This is a genomic window from Streptomyces cavernae, assembly GCF_004023625.1.
GTDB lineage: Bacteria > Actinomycetota > Actinomycetes > Streptomycetales > Streptomycetaceae > Streptomyces > Streptomyces cavernae.
Map to the genome: position 1 here is coordinate 212,193 of NZ_RPDJ01000001.1, position 19,636 is coordinate 231,828.

General features: G+C 71.1%; 16 protein-coding genes. 6 read left to right on the plus strand and 10 right to left on the minus strand.

What is annotated here, in order from left to right:
* Window positions 1–106 precede the first annotated feature (106 nt).
* Window positions 107–532, plus strand: coding sequence for a Pepco domain-containing protein (locus EF387_RS10880; protein WP_128376317.1), 426 nt, complete (start codon window positions 107–109; stop codon window positions 530–532).
* A gap of 27 nt (window positions 533–559) precedes the next feature.
* Here the strand turns inward: EF387_RS10880 and EF387_RS10885 are convergent, their stop codons facing one another.
* On the minus strand, window positions 560–1,795 hold the full coding sequence (locus tag EF387_RS10885) for a PP2C family protein-serine/threonine phosphatase (RefSeq protein WP_128376318.1): 1,236 nt from the start codon (window positions 1,793–1,795) through the stop codon (window positions 560–562).
* Between the two features lie 255 nt (window positions 1,796–2,050).
* Complete coding sequence (locus EF387_RS10890; protein ID WP_128376319.1) at window positions 2,051–2,845, minus strand: NPP1 family protein; 795 nt, start codon at window positions 2,843–2,845, stop codon at window positions 2,051–2,053.
* A gap of 491 nt (window positions 2,846–3,336) precedes the next feature.
* On the opposite strand from EF387_RS10890, the gene EF387_RS10895 reads away from it, so the two are divergent.
* Window positions 3,337–3,816 (plus strand): hypothetical protein, encoded by a 480-nt coding sequence (locus tag EF387_RS10895; RefSeq protein WP_128376320.1) that lies wholly within the window; start codon window positions 3,337–3,339, stop codon window positions 3,814–3,816.
* 180 nt (window positions 3,817–3,996) lie between these two features.
* Here the strand turns inward: EF387_RS10895 and EF387_RS10900 are convergent, their stop codons facing one another.
* Window positions 3,997–4,698 carry a YoaK family protein gene (locus EF387_RS10900; protein ID WP_238431437.1) on the minus strand — a complete coding sequence of 234 codons (702 nt, stop codon included), beginning with the start codon at window positions 4,696–4,698 and terminating at the stop codon, window positions 3,997–3,999.
* Between the two features lie 609 nt (window positions 4,699–5,307).
* Between EF387_RS10900 and EF387_RS10905 the strand changes: the two genes are divergently transcribed.
* Complete coding sequence (locus EF387_RS10905; RefSeq protein ID WP_128376321.1) at window positions 5,308–5,715, plus strand: hypothetical protein; 408 nt, start codon at window positions 5,308–5,310, stop codon at window positions 5,713–5,715.
* Between the two features lie 395 nt (window positions 5,716–6,110).
* Here EF387_RS10905 and EF387_RS10910 read toward each other — a convergent pair whose 3' ends face one another.
* From EF387_RS10910 to EF387_RS10930, 4 genes are all read right to left on the minus strand, one after another.
* Window positions 6,111–6,884 carry a maltokinase N-terminal cap-like domain-containing protein gene (locus tag EF387_RS10910; protein WP_128376322.1) on the minus strand — a complete coding sequence of 258 codons (774 nt, stop codon included), beginning with the start codon at window positions 6,882–6,884 and terminating at the stop codon, window positions 6,111–6,113.
* 434 nt (window positions 6,885–7,318) lie between these two features.
* Window positions 7,319–8,047 carry a hypothetical protein gene (locus EF387_RS10920; protein WP_128376323.1) on the minus strand — a complete coding sequence of 243 codons (729 nt, stop codon included), beginning with the start codon at window positions 8,045–8,047 and terminating at the stop codon, window positions 7,319–7,321.
* On the minus strand, window positions 8,044–9,846 hold the full coding sequence (locus tag EF387_RS10925) for a serine/threonine-protein kinase (protein ID WP_128376324.1): 1,803 nt from the start codon (window positions 9,844–9,846) through the stop codon (window positions 8,044–8,046). Before EF387_RS10925 ends, EF387_RS10920 begins: the two co-directional genes overlap by 4 nt.
* Before the next feature lie 329 nt (window positions 9,847–10,175).
* Entirely contained in the window at window positions 10,176–10,994 is an 819-nt protein-coding gene (locus EF387_RS10930) for an MBL fold metallo-hydrolase (RefSeq protein ID WP_128376325.1), read from the minus strand.
* A gap of 146 nt (window positions 10,995–11,140) precedes the next feature.
* Between EF387_RS10930 and EF387_RS10935 the strand changes: the two genes are divergently transcribed.
* Window positions 11,141–12,265 carry a CapA family protein gene (locus tag EF387_RS10935; protein WP_128376326.1) on the plus strand — a complete coding sequence of 375 codons (1,125 nt, stop codon included), beginning with the start codon at window positions 11,141–11,143 and terminating at the stop codon, window positions 12,263–12,265.
* 106 nt (window positions 12,266–12,371) lie between these two features.
* Window positions 12,372–12,971: a dihydrofolate reductase family protein gene (locus EF387_RS10940; protein ID WP_128376327.1), complete on the plus strand. Its 600-nt coding sequence runs from the start codon at window positions 12,372–12,374 to the stop codon at window positions 12,969–12,971.
* A gap of 33 nt (window positions 12,972–13,004) precedes the next feature.
* Here the strand turns inward: EF387_RS10940 and EF387_RS10945 are convergent, their stop codons facing one another.
* Complete coding sequence (locus EF387_RS10945) at window positions 13,005–15,662, minus strand: SpoIIE family protein phosphatase (protein ID WP_420802562.1); 2,658 nt, start codon at window positions 15,660–15,662, stop codon at window positions 13,005–13,007.
* A gap of 394 nt (window positions 15,663–16,056) precedes the next feature.
* Here EF387_RS10945 and EF387_RS10950 point away from each other — a divergent pair, with 394 nt between their 5' ends.
* On the plus strand, window positions 16,057–16,896 hold the full coding sequence (locus EF387_RS10950) for an intradiol ring-cleavage dioxygenase (RefSeq protein ID WP_128376329.1): 840 nt from the start codon (window positions 16,057–16,059) through the stop codon (window positions 16,894–16,896).
* A 462-nt stretch (window positions 16,897–17,358) separates the two neighbouring features.
* Here the strand turns inward: EF387_RS10950 and EF387_RS10955 are convergent, their stop codons facing one another.
* Window positions 17,359–18,327 (minus strand): PDR/VanB family oxidoreductase, encoded by a 969-nt coding sequence (locus EF387_RS10955; protein WP_128376330.1) that lies wholly within the window; start codon window positions 18,325–18,327, stop codon window positions 17,359–17,361.
* Between the two features lie 110 nt (window positions 18,328–18,437).
* Window positions 18,438–19,628, minus strand: coding sequence for an acetyl-CoA C-acyltransferase (locus EF387_RS10960; RefSeq protein ID WP_128376331.1), 1,191 nt, complete (start codon window positions 19,626–19,628; stop codon window positions 18,438–18,440).
* Between the last annotated feature and the right edge of the window lie 8 nt (window positions 19,629–19,636).

The following is a 19,636-nucleotide window of genomic DNA, read 5'->3' on the forward strand; positions in this document are numbered from 1 at the left end:
CCATCGCTGTGAGGTGGGATGGAAGAGGACCGGGGGAATCGAGTGCGATCGGCCGACGGAAGCTGCGATCGCGTCCTGAACCGAGCCGAGGAACAGCTGGAGAACGATGACCGACTCACGTCACGATCTCGAAGCCGTACCCATTCTGGTGCGGGTGGCGCCCTCCGACGGTGCGTACCCCGATCACACCGACCACGCCGAGTACGCCGGTGACACGGCCGAGGAAGAGCTCGAGAGGATCGCCGAGCGCGCTCCGTTCTCGCTCCCTTGGCGTGAGCCCTCCGTCGAGGTGGACGAGGAGTCGCTGCGGCTGAAGGACTTGCAGGCGAGTTTCGAGCGGATCCAGCGGCAGGTGGCATCGATCATGGAGGGCTCGGGCGGCCGGGGGAACGGCTTCGGGGTCACCGAGGTGACGGCCAGGCTGGGGGTGTCGGCGAAGGGAGGACTCGCCTTCGTCGCCGAGGCCGGGATCGAGGCATCCATCGAGGTGAAGTTCGTGGCGGCGGCCCGGGAGGACGGCGGTACCGCCTGACGTGCGGACCCGCGTCACGGCCGGAGGTCACAGCCGGACGATGATCAGTGCGGTGTCGTCGGTGGCACCCGCCGGCGGAAGCAGCTCGAGCAGGACGGCGTCCGCGAGGACCTCGGGGTCGGCGCCCTGGTGGCGGGCGAGCGCATCCGAGAGACGGGCGAGCCCGGTGTCGATGTCCTCATGGCGTCGTTCGACCAGACCGTCGGTGTAGAGCACCAGGGTGCAGCCGTCGGTGAATTCGGTGCTGGCCTCGAGCCGGGGGAGCGGATCGGGGTCGGCGTCGAGCGGGGGATCGGTGGCCTGGTCGAGAAACTCTACGGTGCCGTTCGCGCGGATGAGGGCGGGCGGCAGATGGCCGGCGCTGCTGTAGGTGATGACGTGCCGGTCGAAGTCGATGAAGGTGGTGACCGCGGTGCTGGACTCGGCGCCGTCCACCACATGCGCATACCGGCCCAGGACGTCCAGGGCCTGGGCCGGGCCCTCGGCGACGCGTGAGGTGGCGCTCAGCGCGCTGCGCAGCTGACCCATGACACCGGCGGCCTCCAGGCCGTGCCCCACCACGTCGCCGACCGCCACCCCGATCCGGTCCCCGCCCAGCAGATCCACCAGGTCGTACCAGTCGCCGCACACGTTCAGGGCGCCGGTGGCGGGGCGGTAGCGGACCGCGGCCCGGTGGTCTCTCACCTGCCGGGGCGCGGGCAGCATCGCCTCCTGCAGGGCCAGCGCCACTTCCCGTTCGCGGGCGTGGGCGTCGCGCAGGCGTTCGTTGACTTCCTGCAGCTCGCGGGCCCTGGTGTAGAGCTCGGCCTCCAGCACGCGGGGCCGGCTCCCGCCGGGGACGCCGCGGCTGCGGATGAACTCGGTGATCTCCTCGACCCGGTGCACCAGCAGGACCACGTTCCCGTCCGCATCGTGCACCGGGACGTTGACCGGGCTCCAGTAGCGTTCCTCCCAGTGCCCGGGTTCGTCCGGGGACTCGACGTCGTACCGCTGCAGGGCCATCGCGTCACGCTCGCCGGTGGCCAGCACGCGTCGCAGCGAGGCCTCCAGGTTGCGCATGCCGGTGGCCGTGGGGTCGTTCGGGTTTTCGGGGAAGACATCGAAGAGGTAGCGGCCGACCACTTGCCGCCGGGTGCGCCCGGCCGTGCGCAGGAACTCCTCGTTGGCGTCCGCGAACACGAGATCGGGGGTGAGCAGCGCGACCATACCGGGCAGGGCCTGGAACACCGCCGCGTAGTCAATGTCGATCTCGGTTTGTGTCATGGTGCTACCGCCTCGCCCGGGAGATATTGCCCAGTTTCGCATGATATGGGCGACTGGAGGTCGGGTCGTCTCGGGTTCGGTCGCGGGCTGGTGACGAGATGGTGACGCTGAGTGATCGGTCTTCCGGGGTTTCGGAAGTCCGGAGCTCCCAAGCCTTGCCCCGGTGGGACGCCGGACGCGGCCGTCCCGTCGGCCTCCGCCGGCCGGCACGCCTTGACGGTTTCGGGACGCCAAGGCGCTTGCGCCGACCTCTGCTCAGGCGTTGGGGTCGAACGCGATGCCGGACGGCTTGGCCTTGGCCAGGTGGCTGTTGAAACTGCCGTCCTTCAGACCGAAGTTGGCACTGCCGAAGTCGGCCTGGCTCAACTTGTCGCGCAGACCCGCCGGGTAGCCGTTCCAGCCGACCAACGCCGGGTACTGCCAGGTGCGGTAGTGGTTCTCCGGCGGCTCGTCGTTCGAGTTCGCGAGGCGGAAGGCGTGGGTGCTCAGGCCGTCCTTGTGATAGACGATCTTGGGGTGGTTCCCGTCCCAACGGACCTGGTCACGGGTGTGGACGCCGAAGCCGCCGTGGGCGGAGGTGGAGACGTACTGGGCCTGGCCGTTCTGTACCCAGACCACGACGTGTTCCCAGTCGTGCCGGTGCCCGCCGATGGTCGCCTGGTCCTTCTCGAAGTACAGGCCGTACATGTAGGCGCACCAGCCGTTGTTGCACTTGTAGCGCGAGTACCCGTTGGTGTTGTTGAGGTCCGAGGCGTCGTGGCACTGGCCGCTCGGGGATCCGCTGGGTTTGAGCCCGCCGTTGATGGTCCCGTCGGGGCCGATGGCGGGTGTTGGGTAGCAGCCGTCGGTGTCGTAGTCGTACGCCGGCTGGAACGCCTGCTCCAGAGCTTCCGCGTTGGCCGGCAGGGCGCCCGGCGGAGCGGCGAAGGCGCTGCCCGCGAAGCCGACTACCAGCGCAACGGCGCTGCCCACCGTGATGGAAACTCTTCGGATCCCCGAGCCTGTCCTCAATGCGTCCTCCTGGCCGAGCAGTTGCGGGAGCGGGAGCATACATCGTCATGAGCATGCTCAGCTCCCGGTATCCCGGATCTCGTTGACGCACCGGACCTCGATGGGTTTCCGAGCGATGAAGGATCGGCCAATACAGGGGGCGGAAGACTGGGGTGAGTTGAGAACGCGAACCGTGCGTCGCTCACAGGTCGGACCCGGCCCTGGCTGCAGATCGGACCGGGCCTTGGTTATGGATCAGAGGGGAGTGCGGCCAGGTCGCAGGAAGGGAGGGGCCGCCGTTTTTTGGCCTCCCGGGCGATCCCTCGGGCAAGCCGTACATGGGCCCAACTTGCAATTGAGCAAACGGAATTGACGCTTCGATGTCAGGGTTCCGTCACCGCACTGTGCCGCTCCGACGACAGCCGACATCGTACGTGCTTTCGCATGCTATGAAATATGGGCGTCACAGATCCGCGGGGCGTCCTGGATGCAGGCATCGGACGTCCTGTTCGGCGGGTCCATCAGGGCCTCAGGGGGAGAGGATCACCGAAGTGAACCGCAACCGCAAGCGCACCACTGTCGCAGTTCTGGCCACGGCCGGGACGCTCACCGCCGCTCAACTCGGCCTCGCCGGAACCGCGTCCGCGGCGACCGCCTCGCCGCAGAGCACCGGCTGCCCGATCAACATCGTCTATCCCACCCGGTTCTACATTGACTCCAACGGCTGGGTGACCAACGGCGGTCTGTACTTCGGCATCAAAAGCAAGACCACCGAGAGCTTCAAGAAGGTCACCTTCACCGTGACCAACGTGAAGAACATCCGTTTCGGCACCGCCAGGCCCAAGGGCGGCAAGATCACCCACAAGACGTCGAAGACGGTCTCCGTCTACACCAAGACGTTCAAGGGCAAGGCCAGCCTCGGCTTCAAGGTCCGCACACGTCTGCTGAACAAGAATTCGTACAAGGTCAAGTTCACGCTGCGCGGCTCCGGTTGGAACTGCGCGGTCGACCAGGGCACCTGGGGTGTCTGACCCGACGGCCGGGTCACGCGTCCCATGAGCGGACGCGTCCCCGGGTTCGGGCGGAACAGTGCGAGATGTGGCCCGGCAGCTCTTCGGCTGCCGGGCCACTGGCGTGTGCGGGCGGCGGCCGCCGGGTCACGGGTGTGGGACGGCGGCGCGGGCGGAGAACGGCGGCCCGGTTCAGTGCGGTTACGTTGCGCGGTGACGTGGCGCGAGTCCGTGGACGACCGCGGTGGCCAGTACGCCGGCGGCCGCGATCAGCAGCACCACCGCCGGCCGCACGCCCTCGTGCAGCAGCCACGCACCGAGCAGTCCGCCCGTGAACATCGCGCCGATCGCCGCCGCCCGATGGCCTTCGTTCCTGGTGCCGGACGTGATCCTGGTGTCCGGTGCGAGCGGTGAGCCGCCGAGGAATGCCGTCAGGGTGCGGGTGGCCACCGTGGTGGTCAGGTCCGGCACCCCCACCCGCATCGTCGTCACGTTCCGCATGCCCATGGCCGCGGCAACCGTCGCGATCACCGCGCAGCGGCCGACCGACAACGGTTCGCCGCCGCTCCTGACGTCCCACGCCGTCAGGCCCGCGGCGGCCAGCAGCACGGCCTCCACCGACAGGGCGCGTACGAACCACCGGCGCCCGCGCAGATCCTGGCCCGACTCGAACCGGGACCCGAGCATCACCCCGACGACGAACGCCCCGAGCGAAACGGCCGACGATGCGGCGGACAGGTCACCCTCGCCGGCCACCGCGAAACCGAGGAACAGCAGATTGCCCGTCTGTATCGCGGTGAAGACCGGCCCCAGAACGAGAAAGCTGACGGCCTCGACCGCCCCCGTGGTCAGCGTCAACGCCACCATGACCGCGGTGAGGCCACCCGGAGGCGTCGGCTTCACGGCACAATTCCCTCTTCGGTCTCATTCGCCACGGAAGGAACATAGCTGGCCTGGAGGCGAAAGCCCGCGCATGAAGGCGCGCACGCGAAAGCCCCGGCAGTGAAAGCCGGGGCAGACAAAACCTACGAGACAAGTTCCCTTCGCCGGTATTGTCCGGATCAGGTGATTAGGGGTCGCCTTCCGGTCTCTCGACCTTCCGGCCTCTCAGTCCGACCGTCGACGTCGGCCCCAGCGGAAGCCGTAGCTTTCCGCCCGAGTCGGCTACTCCGGTCGAACTCCCTCACTCGCCCCGTAGGCCCTTCCAGGATAGGACGCGGGCTGCCGAAGAGAAGACCTTATAGGTGACTTTTTACCTAATGTTCGTATTTTTCTTCGGGGTGACCAGGGTGAGGCGGGTCACCCGGGCAGGCGCGATCGGCGAATCGGGCGCCCGGCGGGCCAGGCGCCGAGCCGGCCTGGCGCCGAGCCGGCCGGTGACCGTACCGGGGGGCTCATGGGCAACGGGGATCACCTTCTTCGATCCAGGCGCTCTCACCCCTCGCGCGACGTCGGACGCGCGCGAGAATTGAAGAGGCACACCACACCTACTCCTGGAAAGGAGGGCAGGGAATGGCCAAGACGGCAGAGACCGTACGGCAGGACCAGGCATCCGCGGAGCAGGCCTCGCGGAGCGAACACCACGAGGGAGCCGGCTTCCACATCCACACGCGGACGCTGCACGCTCCGGTGCCGCTGCCGTACCTCACCAAGGGCGATCTGACGAGCACGGCACGCGCCGCGACCGCACGTCTGCCCGGTCGGCCGCAGGCCAAGGACCTCGCGTTCTACGGAGGCCTCGGAGCGATGGCCGTGGCGGGAGCACTGGAATGGCCGGTCGCCGCGGCCGTCGGTGGAGCGACCTGGCTGGTGCGCAGCAGGAGGAAGGAGACGCGGGAGGAAGGTGCCGCGACGCCCGCGGAGCGGCCGGCCGGGGACACCAGTGCCCGGACCGGTGGCGCGGCCACGAAGAGCGCCTGACGACGCACACGACGAAGAGCGCCCGGCAGTCACAGGGGCTGCCGGGCGCAGTGTGTCGCGCTGTGGTGTCCCCGGAGTGCGGCGTCTTGCTGTCCCGAGAGTGTGATGCCGTCGTGCCGAGAGCGCGGGGTTGCTGTGCCCGGAGTGCGGTTGTGCCGAGCGCGGGGCTATGCGGCAGCCGGCGCGACGGTCGGGCGCAGCGACCGCGAGAGCGCGGCCCACAGCTCCCACATGAGACGCATGATGATCGCCTCGGCGAGCGCAACGCCGATCCTCGTTGCCACGCCTACCAGGAACTCGCCCATGTCTGCTGACTTTCTGATCTCGATGTGCGGGATGTTCGGTATCCGACTGTGCGGCTCTTTCCTCCGCAATAGGTGCCTCTCGGGCGCACATCAGACGTCGCTTTGGTGAACAGAAGGTTGCGGCGGGCATGGCAGGGCGACGAGGAATCGCCCACGGACCTCCGAGCCGTCCGGCAGACGCCATCCGGCGGTGACATGACCCCGGGGCTCGGCCGAAGCGTAGGGTTCGGCGGGTTCGGCGGGTTCGGCGGGTTCGGCGGGCCCAGAGGGCCCAGAGGGTCCGGCGTGTTCGGGCTCGGCGGCTTCGGCGGCGGAGCCGTCCGGGAGGGGCCTGAGGAGCCGGGTCACCCGCAGGGTCAGCGGTCCGACGGTGATGTCCGTGCCCTCCGGCCCGTCGGCCACGGCGGCGGCCGACCCGGCATCGAGCTGGTCCACCGTGCCCATGAGGGAGTACGTGACCGACGGGTCGGGCGTGTCGCTGATGCTCTGCAACTGCGGCTCGGCCTTGCCCGCGAGGAGAGCTAGTAGCTGCCCGACCAGGACCGGGTCGTGGCATCCGTCGTAGACCCAGCGCCGGCCCAGCACCCCGTGCTCGCTCGTCCCGATGAGGGCGTGCTCGGCGCCGTCGAGCGGTGCGCCGCGGTAGCTGAGCGGAATGTGGTAGGCCCGCGGCCCTTCGCCGGAGGCATCGGTGACGACCATGAACTCCATGCCGACCTCACCCTGGGGGTCGTCGAGCCGGAAACCGCCCGCCTTGGTCAGCTCGGGCCGAGGACCTCCCGCGGACCACGGCCGCGTCGGCAGCCATCCGCTGAGCAGCTCCAGCTTGCTGGGGGTGAGGGTCGTGTGATGGATGACGGCCATGCGCCAGGGACCTTCCTTCGTCTCGTCGAATCTCGTTGAACGGGCTCAGCGGGTCAGGAAACGGCGCAGGTGTTCCACCAGCGCGTCGGGCGGCTCCTCCGCGATGAAGCGGCCGCATTCGGGGATCTTCGCACCGGTGACGTCGTCGGGGTACTCGCGCCCGAACCCGGGTGGTCAGCCGGGACGGCAGACCGACCGAACCCCACAGGGCGAGCACCGGCATGGTGAGGCGGTGGCCCGTGACGGCGTCCGCTTCGTCGAGGGCGAGGTCCGCTTCCTGGGCGCGGTAGTCGTCGAATCCGGCGCGCAGGGCGCCGGGGTCGGAGAACGCCCGTACGTAGGCGTCGACCGCCTCGGGCGGCAGGCCGTGGCGGTTGTAGGTCCACCGCTCGTAGAAGTACTCGAGGCACCCGCGAATCCGGGCCGACGCCCGGTCAGCTCCCGCAGTCGTAGGTCAGCCGGGCGGTGACCGTGCGCTGGACGGGTGAGATCAGGCGCAGCCGGGCCGTGGCCTCGTAGTGGCCCTCGCCCTGGAAGGTCCACCGCAGGTGCAGGCGCGCCTGGTTCTGGCCGCGGGCCAGTTCCTCCCGCAGCAGGCCCGACGTCGAGCCGTCGCTGCGGATCCAGCGGTAGGTCAGCGTTCCCGGCCGGCCGTTGGTGCTGACCGCGCCCACGATGTCCGCCGTCTCGTCACAACCCGGTGCCGGCCGCTCGGTGCTGACCTGCACGTCGCGCACCGTGAGGGACGGGGTGAGGCGCTGCCAGGCGAGGAGGGCGAGCGCTGCCAGGAGCACCAGGGCGGGGAGGACGTGCCGGCGCAGACGCCTCGACCGCGGGGGGCCGGGGACCGGAAACGGGTGCGGTGCCGGGAGGGTGGTGGAGCCGCTGTGGTGGGTGCGGTGCGCGAGGTAGGCGGTCACCCCCGGGCCGAACCGCATCAGCGTGCCCTCGACGCGGTCGGGGAGCACCTCCTCGGTGGTCGGGACCGCGAACGCGGTGGTCTCCGGCACCGTGCCCTGGACGTACGTCGGGCCTGGGACGTACGACGGTTGGCCGCCCGGCCCCTGGACCCAATGGGTGCCGAGCACCGTGGCGCTGTACCCGTCGTCGGGCTGGTCACCGGGCGGGTTGGGGCCGCCGTTCAGCGGAAGGGTCGGGTTCATGAGATCACACACTGCCGGGTCGTCAGCTGCTGGGATGCCCCGCCGTCCGCGGATGCCGGACTGGTCGTGGCCTGGACCGTCCAGTAGCAGTCCTTGCCCTGGAACGTATGGGTGAGGGAGAGCGTGTACTCGGTCGCGCCGCTGCGCTGGAAGGTCTCCGTCGAGGTGTCCAACGCGCCTGCCTGACCTGCCCCGTTGGTGGTGGACCAGGTGACCGTGACGGAGATCGGTCCGGTGCCGTCCGTGGTGACGGTGATGGCCGCCGCGGCCGTGTTCGGGCCGGTCTGCCGGAACGAGGTGACGGCGACGTCCTTGACCGCGGGCGAGACCGGCCCGGTGGGGGGCTCGCTCGTCTCGGTCGGAGTGACCGTCTCCCCGCCGCCCGTCGTCCCGCCGCCACCGGTTGTCCCGCCGCCACCGGTTGTCCCGCCGCCACCGGTGGTGCCGCCACCACCTGTACCACCACGGGTGCCGCCTCCCGTGCCGCCCCCGCCACCCGTACCGCCGCCGGTGCCGCCGCCCGTGGTCGTCGTACCGCCGGTGCCCGTCGTCCCTCCGGCGTCCGTGGTGCCGGTGGGCGTGTCGCTCGGGCCGGCGGACGGGTCGCCGGGGTCATCGGTCGTCGAGGCGGACGGCGACGCGTCGGACGACTCGCTGGACGTGGGGGTCGGCTCGGACGTGCCGGCCGGCTCCGTGGGGCCGCTGGTGATGCCGGGCTGCGCGCTGGTGGTGGCGAGTGCCTCGGCGGTGCGCTCCGCGGTGTCACCGGTGGCGCCGTTCGCGCCGAAGGCGAGGATGAGGGCCAGGACCAGTGCCGCGCCGGACGCCGCCATACCGGGCAGCCCGGGCCGCCAGGCGTGCGCCCACCCGTGCCCCTGCCCCTGGCTGAGGACGGTGCGTGCGGTGTCCGTGGTACCGCTGGAGGGGTCCCGGCGCGAGGGCAGCAGCAGCGCGAACAGCGCCACGAGTGCGGCCAGTTGGGCGTGGCCCCGGCTTTCCCAGTCGGGGCCGTAGGTCCCGCCCGCCACCGCCTCGAGCTCCGCGACGAAGTCCTGGGCGTGCAGGGGCCGTTCCTCCGGGGACTTGGCCAGTCCCCGCCGCACCAGCGGCCGCAGGGGTTCGGGGAGCTCCGCGTCCGGGATGGGGGCGTCGACGTGCTGCAGCGCGAGTTCGGCGAAGTTGTCACCGCGGTACGGCTTGTGCCCCGTCAGGCACTCGAAGAACGTGGCCGTGGCCGCGTAGACGTCGGCGGCGGGGGAGGCGGGCGCGCCGGTCCACTGCTCGGGTGCCATGTAGGAGGGTGTTCCGGCCACACCGGGCGTGGTTCCCGCGTCGGCCGCGATCCCGAAGTCGACGAGCTTCGACACACCGTCCTCGGTGACGAGGACGTTCTCCGGCTTGTAGTCGCGGTGCACCACACCGACCCGGTGGGCGTCGGCCAGCCCGAGCAGTGACCCCTTGAGCACCGCCAGCGCGGCCTCCGCCGGCAGCGGGCCCTCCCGCGCCAGCAGCGTGCGCAGGGAGACGCCGTCGACGAGTTCCATCACGATCGCCGCGCCCGACGGGCCCTCGACGTACTCGTACAACCCGGCGACGTGGTCGCTCTCCAGCCCACCCAGGAGCCGGGCCTCGGCACGGAAGCCGTGGACGAAACCCTCACGCGTGCGCAACGACTCACTGAGGTACTTCACCGCGACCGGCACCCCGGTCTCCTCGTGCACGGCGAGTACGACCCGCCCGCTGGCGCCGGACCCGAGTTCCTGTGACTCGGCGTATCCCGGAACTGCCCAGGTGTTCATCAGTAATTCCCCCCGACCGCCCGGCGCTCCGGCAACCCCCGGGGCCACGCGCTTCGAACCGTACGCTATGAGACATATTTTCGGCCATGGCGGTTCCCGGAAGGGGGACAGCGGCGCTGTAAGCGAACTGCAACCGGCCGGGCGGAGCATGGAACCGCTGCGGACGGGGTGGCGGAGAACTCGGCGCAGGACGCGGCACGACTGCTCGACACCTGGTCCCCTGGGTGGGACCCAGGGCTCAAGTGGGAACTTCTGCGCAGGGCGTTGCGCCGCAGGGTGGCGAACCCCGGCCTCGACCCCACGATGGTCCGGCGGCGGCCCGGGAGATCTCAACCCCCGCTGCGCCCGCCGGCCGGCTCGAAGCCCGCCAGCATCCGCTCCAGCGCCGCCTGGTCGGGACCCACGAAGGGCGCCGCGCCGGCGGCCGAGCCCAGCGTGTCGACCATCTGCCCAGTGATCCCCGGGGCGGGCGGCAGATGCGTGGAGAAGACGATCTCCGGCTCCCAGTCCAGCAGCGGCTTGAACGTGTCCAGGAAGCGCCGCTCGTCGACGTCCCGCACCCAGGGACTGTCCACGCTTGCCCACAACAGCTGCGCGGCACGCAGGTCATCGGCACGGACCTGGCGGGCATCACGTGCCTCAGCGAGCTCCCTGTCGGGCAGCGGGCCGCCGAAGCAGTCGGAGCTGAAGCACATTCCGGAGCGGTCCTCGAAGAACCCGACCGTGGCGGGGTTGTCGAACAGTGGCGGGCGGAAGCCCGTGAGCGTGCGGTCGCCGACGTCGAGGGTCTGGCCCGGATTGAGCAGATACACCCGGTCGAGCGGCAGAGGCCGCTCGCAGGACATGATCCCGACGGCCAGGAACGTGGTCACGACGCGTGCCCGAGGAGCCGCGGCGAGCAGCTCGAAGATGCCGCCGGTGTGGTCCCGGTCCGGGTGCGTGAGCCAGATCCAGCGCACGTCGGCGGGATCCAGCACCGTGGCGAGCGTTTCCACGAAGTGCCGGTCCGGAAGGCCGAGTCCGCTGTCGACGACGACTGGCTCGGCCGCGTGCAGGACAAAGGCGTTGACGGGCAGGTGCCCGAGGCCGGGCACCTCCAGACTGTCGTTCAGGACGCTGACGTCCGGTCGAATCCTGTGCACGGGCATGGCGAGACTCCCAGCCCCCCACGGCTGGTGTCGCTCGCAACCTCAAGCCCATCATGGTTCACCGCAGAAACCGCCGCCACCGAGCCGACCGGCTCCGGGCCCGGGCAGCCGCCGTGCGCGCACGCCGCCGCATTACCGTGGAGAGCATGGGCGGCGGCACGGTCACGCTGTTCCTGTGCGGAGACGTGATGCTCGGGCGCGGCGTCGACCAGATCCTCCCGCACGCCGGCGATCCGGCCCTGCGGGAAACCTACGTGGGCGACGCCCGCTCCTACGTCCGGGGCGCGGAGGCGGCCGGCGGACCGATCCCCGTCCCGGTCCCACCGTCATGGCCGTGGGGTGAGGCCCTCCGGACACTTGAGGAGGCCGCACCCGACGTCCGGATCGTGAATCTGGAGACCTCCGTCACGCGCCGTGACACCTTCGCGGAAGCCAAGGAGATCCACTACCGGATGCACCCGGCCAACATCGAGGCTCTGACGGTGGCCCGGCCCGACGTCTGCGTCCTGGCCAACAACCACGTACTGGACTTCGGCCGCCCGGGCCTCACCGAGACGCTCGACACCCTGGCCCGCGCGGACCGACGGACCGCGGGCGCGGGGCGGAACGCCGACGAGGCTTACGCACCGGCGGTGGTCCCCCTCGGCGCCGGCCGCCGCGTCCTCGTCCTCGCCCTGGGAATGCGCTCCAGCGGCATCCCCCCGGACTGGGCCGCCACCGCCGAGCGGCCCGGCGTCGCCTACGTCGCGGAGCCGTCGGCCGCCGCGGCCGACGAGACGGTCCGCCGCATCCAGCGGGTGAAACGGCCGGGCGACCTCGCGGTCGTCTCCGTGCACTGGGGCTCCAACTGGGGATACTCCGTCCCCCGCGAGCAGATCCGCTTCGCCCGCGCACTGGTGGACGGCGGCGCCGATGTCGTCCACGGTCACTCCTCGCACCATCCCCGCCCCCTGGAGGTGTACCGCGACCGGCTGGTGCTCTACGGCTGCGGCGACTTCATCGACGACTACGAGGGCATCGGCGGCTACGAGCAGTACCGCGACGATCTCCGGCTCGCCTTCTTCGTCACGGCGGACGCCGGCACCGGACGGCTGGCGGGCCTGCGCATGGTGCCCCTGCTCGCCCGCCGGATGCGGCTGGAGGCGGCTCCGGCCGAGGACCGCGAGTGGCTGCGGGCAACCCTCGACAGAATCAGCGGCCGGGACGTCCACGTCGCCGTGGATCCCGACGGCTCGCTCGGACTGGTCCACCCCGCCGTTCCCCCGCACTAATGTGTGGCCTGCGTCAGGCCATGGGGATGGCGGGCGGCGATGAGTTCCCCGCGGCGCGGCGGTCTCCATCTCCGTAACCCGCGGGGTGAGAAGAGGAGTGAGTCCCATGCGCATCGTGGTCACTGAGTTCATCAGCCTGGACGGCGTCGTGCAGGCGCCGGGCGGACCGCAGGAGGACACCGAGGGCGGTTTCGCGCACGGCGGCTGGACGCACGCGTACTTCGACCCGGAGACGGTCGGCGGAGCCTTCGACGAGGCGGTGACCGGCGCCGGTGCCCTGCTGTTCGGGCGCCGCACCTGGCGGACGATGGCGGGGGCGTGGCCGGAGAGGGCGGGCGACCCGTTCGCGGACCGGATGAACGCGCTGCCCAAGTACGTCGTGTCCGACACGCTCGGCGACGAGGAGCTGACCTGGAACACCACCCGCATTCCCGGCGAGGAGGCCCTCGCCCACATCCGCAAGCTGCGCGACGGCGCCGCGGACGGCGGACACCTCCTGGTCATGGGCAGCCCCACGCTGGTGCGCGCCCTGCTCGGCGAAGGGCTCGTGGACGAGCTCCGGCTGATGATCATGCCGGTGATCCTCGGCGGTGGGAAGACGATCTTCCCGGGGGACGGCGGGCTGCACACGCTGGAACTGGTCTCCAGCGTCACCAGCGGCACGGGCGTACACGTCAGCACCTACCGTCCCACCGCCGCCGAGTGAGCCCTCACCCCCGCAAGGGACTGACGGGCCGGCTCACCGCCCCGAAGGCAGCGACTGCTCGGCCCAGATGATCTTGCCGTCGGGCATGTAGCGGGTGCCCCAGCGCTCGGACAGCTGGGAGACCAGGAACAGACCACGTCCGCCCTCGTCCGTCGTGGCCGCGTAGCGCAGATGGGGCGAGGTACTGCTGTGGTCGGTGACCTCGCAGATCAGGTTGCGGTCGAGCAGCAGGCGGACCCGGATCGGGGCGCCGCCGTACCGGATGGCGTTGGTGACGAGCTCGCTGAGGATCAGTTCCGTGGTGAACGCCAGGTCGTCCAGCCCCCACGCCTGAAGCCGCCGGGCGACCGAAGCGCGCACCTCGGCGACGGCCGCCGGGTCGGACGGGACGTGCCAGTCGGCGATCCGGTCCGCCCCGAGCCCACGGGTGCCGGCGACGATCAGCGCGACGTCGTCGGTCTGCCGGGCAGGCAGCAGCGCCTGGAGCACCTCACGGCAGGTGTCCTCCGGAGACCGGTCCGCGCGGGCCAGGGCGGACCGCAACAGGTCGAGCCCGACGTCGATGTCCCGCTCGCGGTCCTCGATGAGGCCGTCGGTGTAGAGGACCAGCCGGCTGTCCTCCGCCAGGCCCAGGTCGGCGGTCTCGAACGGCAGCCCTCCCAGACCGAGCGGAGGGCCGCCAGGCACCTCGGGGAACTCCACGGCGCCGTCCGGGCGGACCACCGCCGGCGGCGGATGACCGGCCCGGGCGATGGTGCAGCGCCGGGTGCTGGGGTCGTAGATCGCGTACAGACAGGTGGCGCCGGTGATCGGCGCGCCGGCCCCCGCCTCCGCCTCGTCCTGGTCGATCCGGGCGACCAACTCGTCCAGATGCCCGAGGAGTTCGTCGGGCGGCAGGTCCAGGGCGGAGAAGTTGTGCACGGCGGTGCGCAGCCGCCCCATGGTGGCCGCTGCGTGCAGACCGTGCCCGACGACATCGCCGACGACCAGGGCCACCCGGGCGCCGGGCAGTGGCAGCACGTCGAACCAGTCGCCGCCCACGCCGGCCTCCGCGGGCAGATACCGGTAGGCGACGTCCAGGGCGTTCTGCTCGGGCAGACTGCGCGGCAGCAGGCTGCGCTGCAGCGTCACGGCCATGGTGTGCTCGCGGGTGTAGCGGCGCGCGTTGTCTATCGAGACGGCGGCCCGGGTCACCAACTCCTCGGCGAGGGACAGGTCGTCCTCGTCGAAGGGATCCGCCTGCTGGGAGCGCCAGAAACTGGCGATCCCCAGCACCACTCCGCCCACCCGCAGCGGCACCGTCGCCAGGGAGTGGATCCCGTACGCGACCACCTGCGCGGCCCGCTCGGGATCCTGCGCCAGCCAGCCCGGCGCGTTCTTCAGCTCCGGCTCGCAGACGACCTTGCCGGTGCTGAGGCTGCGGGCCTGAGGCGTGGAGTCGACGAACCCGATCTCCGTGCCGACCGGGTACAGGGGAGCGTCGTCCCGGGTGCCCCGAAGCGCGGTACGGCGCAGCGCGCCGACCGTGGCGTCCGGCTCCTCGCCGTCCAGGACGGCCTTCGCGAGGTCCACGGTGACGAAGTCGGCGAACCGGGGCACGGCCACTGCCGCCAGCTCCTCCGCGGTCCGGGTCACGTCCAGGGTCGTGCCGACGCGGACACCGGCGTCGTACAGCAGCTTCAGGCGGCCGCGCGCCACCTCGGCCCGGCCGGACAGCGCCCGCAGTTCGGTCGAGTCCCGGAGCGTCGCGACGCTGCCGGGCGGGCCTCCGTCGTGATCCGTGGAGCGCTGGTTGATCGCCAGCAGCCGGTCCCCGACCAGATGCACCTCGTCCGTGGCGACCCGGCCGGAGGTCAGCAGGGCGGCGGTGTCCGCATCGAGACCCAGTTCGCGCACGGGCCTGCCGTCGGCGTCCGGCGGCAGGCCGAGCAACCGCTGCGCCTCATCGTTGGCGAGCAGCAGCCGGCCGTCGCCGCTGACGATGATCACGCCTTCCCGGACCGCGTGCAGCACCGCGTCGTGGTGCTCGTACATCCGCGTCATCTCGTACGGGCCGAGGCCCCGGGTCTGGCGCAGCAGCCGGCGGCTCACCAGCGCGGTCCCGGCCGTGGAGAGGGCGAGCGCCGCAGCGGTGGCGGCGAGAAGCAGCGGCAGTTGCTCCTCGGCGGTGTTGCTGACGCTGGACTTGGTGATGCCCGCGGAGACCAGGCCCACGACCTGCCCGCGGTCCTTGACGGGCACCACCGCCTGCACCAGCGGGCCGATGGTCCCGTTGATCTCCTCGGTGAGAATTCCGCCGCGAAGCGCCGGCTCGAGGTTGCCGACGAACTTCTTCCCGATCCGGTCCGGCTTGGGGTGGGTGTAGCGGATGCCGTCGGTGTTCATCACGACGATGAAGTCGACCTTCGACTCCTCCCGGGCGGCCTCGGCCCTCGGCTGCAGCACCGCGGTGGGATCGGGCCCGCGAAGCGCCTCACGGGTGCCGGGCGCGTTGGCGAACGTCTGCGCAACGGCGAGCGAGCGGTTGCGGGCCTCCTCGGTGCTGTCGTGCCGCACTTGCAGGACCAGCGTCACCGCCGCCGCCACCACCAGCAGCAGCACGATGACCACCTGCAGGACGAATACCTGGCCGGCGACGCTGCGGCCGCCCAGCACCGAACTCAGCCTGGCGACCGGCGTGCGCCGGGTCAGACCTTCGGGAGATTTCCGCTGTGCCGGTGGTCGATGCTGTCCGTTTCGCTGCTGTGTCTGCTGCACGCTCGCTCGTGGAGTGGTGTGGGGGACAGTCGGGCCGGCGCCAGTGGGCGCTGACCGGTCGGAGCAGTCCGACCAGGGGCCGGGATCGACCCACAAGTCGGACCATATGCCATGTCTACACTGCAGGGTGCCGTGAGGCTAACGCCTTCCACGTGTTGTGACAGGCTTTGACGCACTGTACAGCGGCCGACGCACAGCGTAGTAGACCCGAGGCCCCTGGGAACCTGCCAGGAAACGCACAGCGTTCACGGGGACGCTCCACAGGCGGCCTGCCTAGAGTCACCCGCAACCCAGCGGGCGACCAAGAGAAAGCAAAAGGCACGCCGTCATGAGCGAAGAACTCCACGACCACGACAGAGGTCTCTCCTTCGACCTCCCCACGCTTCAGCGCCGCAAGATGATCCGGCTGCTCGCGGGCGCGGGCCTGGTCCCGTTGGTGGGCTGCTCGGGCCAGGACTCGGACAACTCCCCCGCCAACTCCTCCTCGTCTTCCTCTTCCGCGGGCTCCTCCGGTTCCTCCTCGGGCGCCTCCGACGCGAGCTGCGAGACGATCCCGGAGGAGACGGCGGGCCCCTTCCCCGGCGACGGCTCCAACGGCGTGAACGTCCTGAAGGAGAGCGGTGTGGTCCGCAAGGACATCACCTCGAGCTTCGGCTCCGCGAGCGGCAAGGCGGAGGGCATACCACTGACCATCACCCTCACCGTCGTGGACGCGGCGTCGGGCTGCGACACACCCAAGGAGGGCGCCGCGGTCTACCTTTGGCACTGCGACAGGGACGGCAACTACTCCCTGTACTCCGAGGGCGTCACCGACGAGAACTACCTGCGCGGCGTCCAGGAGTCCGACGCCGAGGGCCGGCTCACGTTCACCAGCATCTTCCCCGGCTGCTACAGCGGCCGCTGGCCGCACATCCACTTCGAGGTCTACGGCAGCCTGGAGGACGCCACCAACGCCACCTCCATCACCTCCACTTCGCAGCTCGCCCTGCCGAAGGATGTCTGCGACGCCGTGTACGCGACGGACGGCTACGAACAGAGCGTGCGGAACCTGGGTGAGCTCTCGCTCGAGACCGACAACATCTTCAGCGACGGTTACGACCAGCAGATGGCGACGGTGGAAGGCAGCGTCGAGAAGGGCTACACGGCGACGCTCACCGTTCCGGTGTAACCCGTCGTTCGTGGCTCGGGGACCGGGGAAGCGGCCCCGGGGACGTCGTGGCGGATACGACCACACGACCCCGGGGCCGCTTTTCGCGTTGCCGACGTCCGATGGCGCCGAGCGTGAAGCGAGCAAGCAGCAAGCAGCAAGGAAGCTTTCCGGTCTGGGAAGTTGAGGTCTTAGGGGTCCTTGCGCTATGAGCGTCCGATGAGGTCGCGTGGTCTGGTGCCGCACGACCCGGGCGGGCAGGGTGCAAGGACCCCTTACACGGTTCTGCTCCCCTCCGGGCCGCTATGGCAAGGATGCCCTACACCTCCACCCTGAAGGGCGGGGCAATGGGCAAGTGTTCGGTAGCGGAATCCCGCATCGGCGCGCTGTTCCTCGACCGGGGCACCGAGCTCCGTCAGCCAGGCGGACACCTCCCGCCGGACACTCCTGGAGACCCTGAACGCGGGCTGAACCCGCGCCCGTTCACAGGTCGAGCACCAGGCGCGGCCCGCACGCGCGGGAGACGCAGATGAGCATGGTGTCACCGGACGCCCGCTCGTCCTCGGCCAGGAGGGAGTCCCGGTGGTCGGGCTCGCCGTCGAGGACATCGGTCTCACAGGTACCGCAGGTGCCCTCCTGACAGGAGTAGTCGACCGGTACGCCGGCCTCCATCAGGACCTCGAGCACCGAGCGGTCCGGCGGCACGGTCAGGGTGCGACCGGCGCGGGCGAGGACCACGTCGAAGGGCGTGTCGGAGTTCGGACCGTCGGTCGTCGCGCCGGCCGGTACCGGGGCGAACCGTTCGATACCCAGCGTGCCCGGCGGCCAGTCGGCGCACCGCTCACGCACCGCCTGCAACAGCGGTTCCGGACCGCAGGCGTGCACCAGGGTGCCTTCCCGCGGCGTACCGAGGAACTCGGCGAGGTCCAGCAGCCCGTACTCGTCCTGCGGCCGGACCAGCACACGGTCCCCGTGCGGGGCGAGTCGGTCCAGGAAAGCCATGGAGGAGCGGGTGCGGCCCCCGTACAGCAGCCGCCAGTCGGTCCCGGCGGCAGCGGCGGCCTCGACCATGGGAAGGAGGGGGGTGATGCCCACGCCGCCGGCGATGAACAGATGGCGTGGGGCGGGCCGCAGCGGGAAGTTGTTCCGCGGACCCCGGGCCCGCACGACGGCTCCCTGAGTGAGCCGCTCGTGCACGTACGAGGAGCCGCCGCGGCCCTGCGGCTCACGCAGCACGGCGATCTGCCAGGCACCCGGGTCCGAGGGGCTCCCGCACAGGGAGTACTGACGGATCAGACCGCCTTCCAGGAACAGGTCGATGTGCGCGCCCGGGGCCCACGAGGGGAGCGGCTGACCGTCGGGGCGGCGCAGGGTGAGGGAGACGACGCCGTCGGCGGCGTGGGCACGGTCCGTGACGACGAGCGGTGTCTCGTCCAGGCGTGTCTCTGGCATGGGTGTCGCGTCCAGGGTCTGGCGGTCGGTCATGGCGGTCAACTCGGTCTCGGTCCGGGGGCTTCGGTGCACATAACGGCGGGGCGGAACGGGGGAGTGGCGGCGTGGGGTCAGGCCGGCGGCGGCACGTGCAGCAGCAGCGCGTCGCCCTGGCCCCCGCCCCCGCACAGGGCGGCCGCCCCGGTACCGCCGCCGCGGCGCCGCAGTTCGGCCACGAGTGTCACCACCAGACGGGCCCCGGTCATCCCTACCGGGTGTCCCAGGGCGATCGCGCCGCCGTTGACGTTCACCTTGTCCAGGGGCAGGTCCAGCTCCCGGGCGGAAGCCAGCGCGACCCCGGCGAACGCCTCGTTGATCTCGAACAGGTCGACGTCGGCGGTCTTCAGCCGGCCGTCCCGGGACAGCGCGTCGCGGACCGCGCCCGCCGGCTGGACGAGCAGCGAGGGGTCGGGACCCGCGACGGTGCCGTAGGCGCCGATCTCCGCGAGCGGCGTGAGCCCCTCCCGGCGGGCCCGCTCCGCACTCATCACCACCACGGCCGCCGCGCCGTCGGACAGTTGCGAGGAGTTGCCCGCGGTGATGGTTCCGGTGCCGGAGAAGGCGGGCCTCAACCGCCCCAGGCCCTCGGCGGTGCTGTCCGGCCGGATGCCCTCGTCACTGTCCACCACCACTTCCCCCCGGCGTCCGGCCACCGTGACCGGGGCGATCTCCGCGGCCGTCGCGCCCGACTCCCGGGCGCGGTGGGCCCGTTGGTGGGACAGCGCGCTGTACTCGTCCTGCTCCTCGCGGGTCAGGGCGTACGGCTGCTGGTACCGCTCGGTGGCCGCGCCCATGGAGACGCCGTCGAAGGCGCAGACGAGCGCGTCACGGTCGAGGGCGTCCTCGGCGGGAGCCGCGCCGTACTTCCAGCCGTCCCGGGCTCCGCGCAGCAGATGCGGGGCACCCGACATGGACTCCATGCCGCCGGCGACGACGACCTCGTGGCGCCCGGAGGCGATCATGAGGTCGGCCAGGGCGATGGCGTGCAGACCGGACGGGCAGAGCTTGTTGACGGTGCTCGCCGGGACGGAGAACGGGATGCCGGCCCGGACGGCGGCCTGCCGCGCCGGGTTGGGACCTGCCCCGGCCTGCACCACCTGGCCCATGACGACCGCCTCCACGGTGGCCGGGTCCAGTTCCACGGCGGCCAGCGCGGCGCCGATGGCGTGCGCGCCGAGGTCGACGGCGGACACCGTGCTCAGGGCGCCCAACAGCTTGCCGATGGGCGTTCTGGCGCCGGCGACGATGACGGATCCGGGCATGCCGGGGA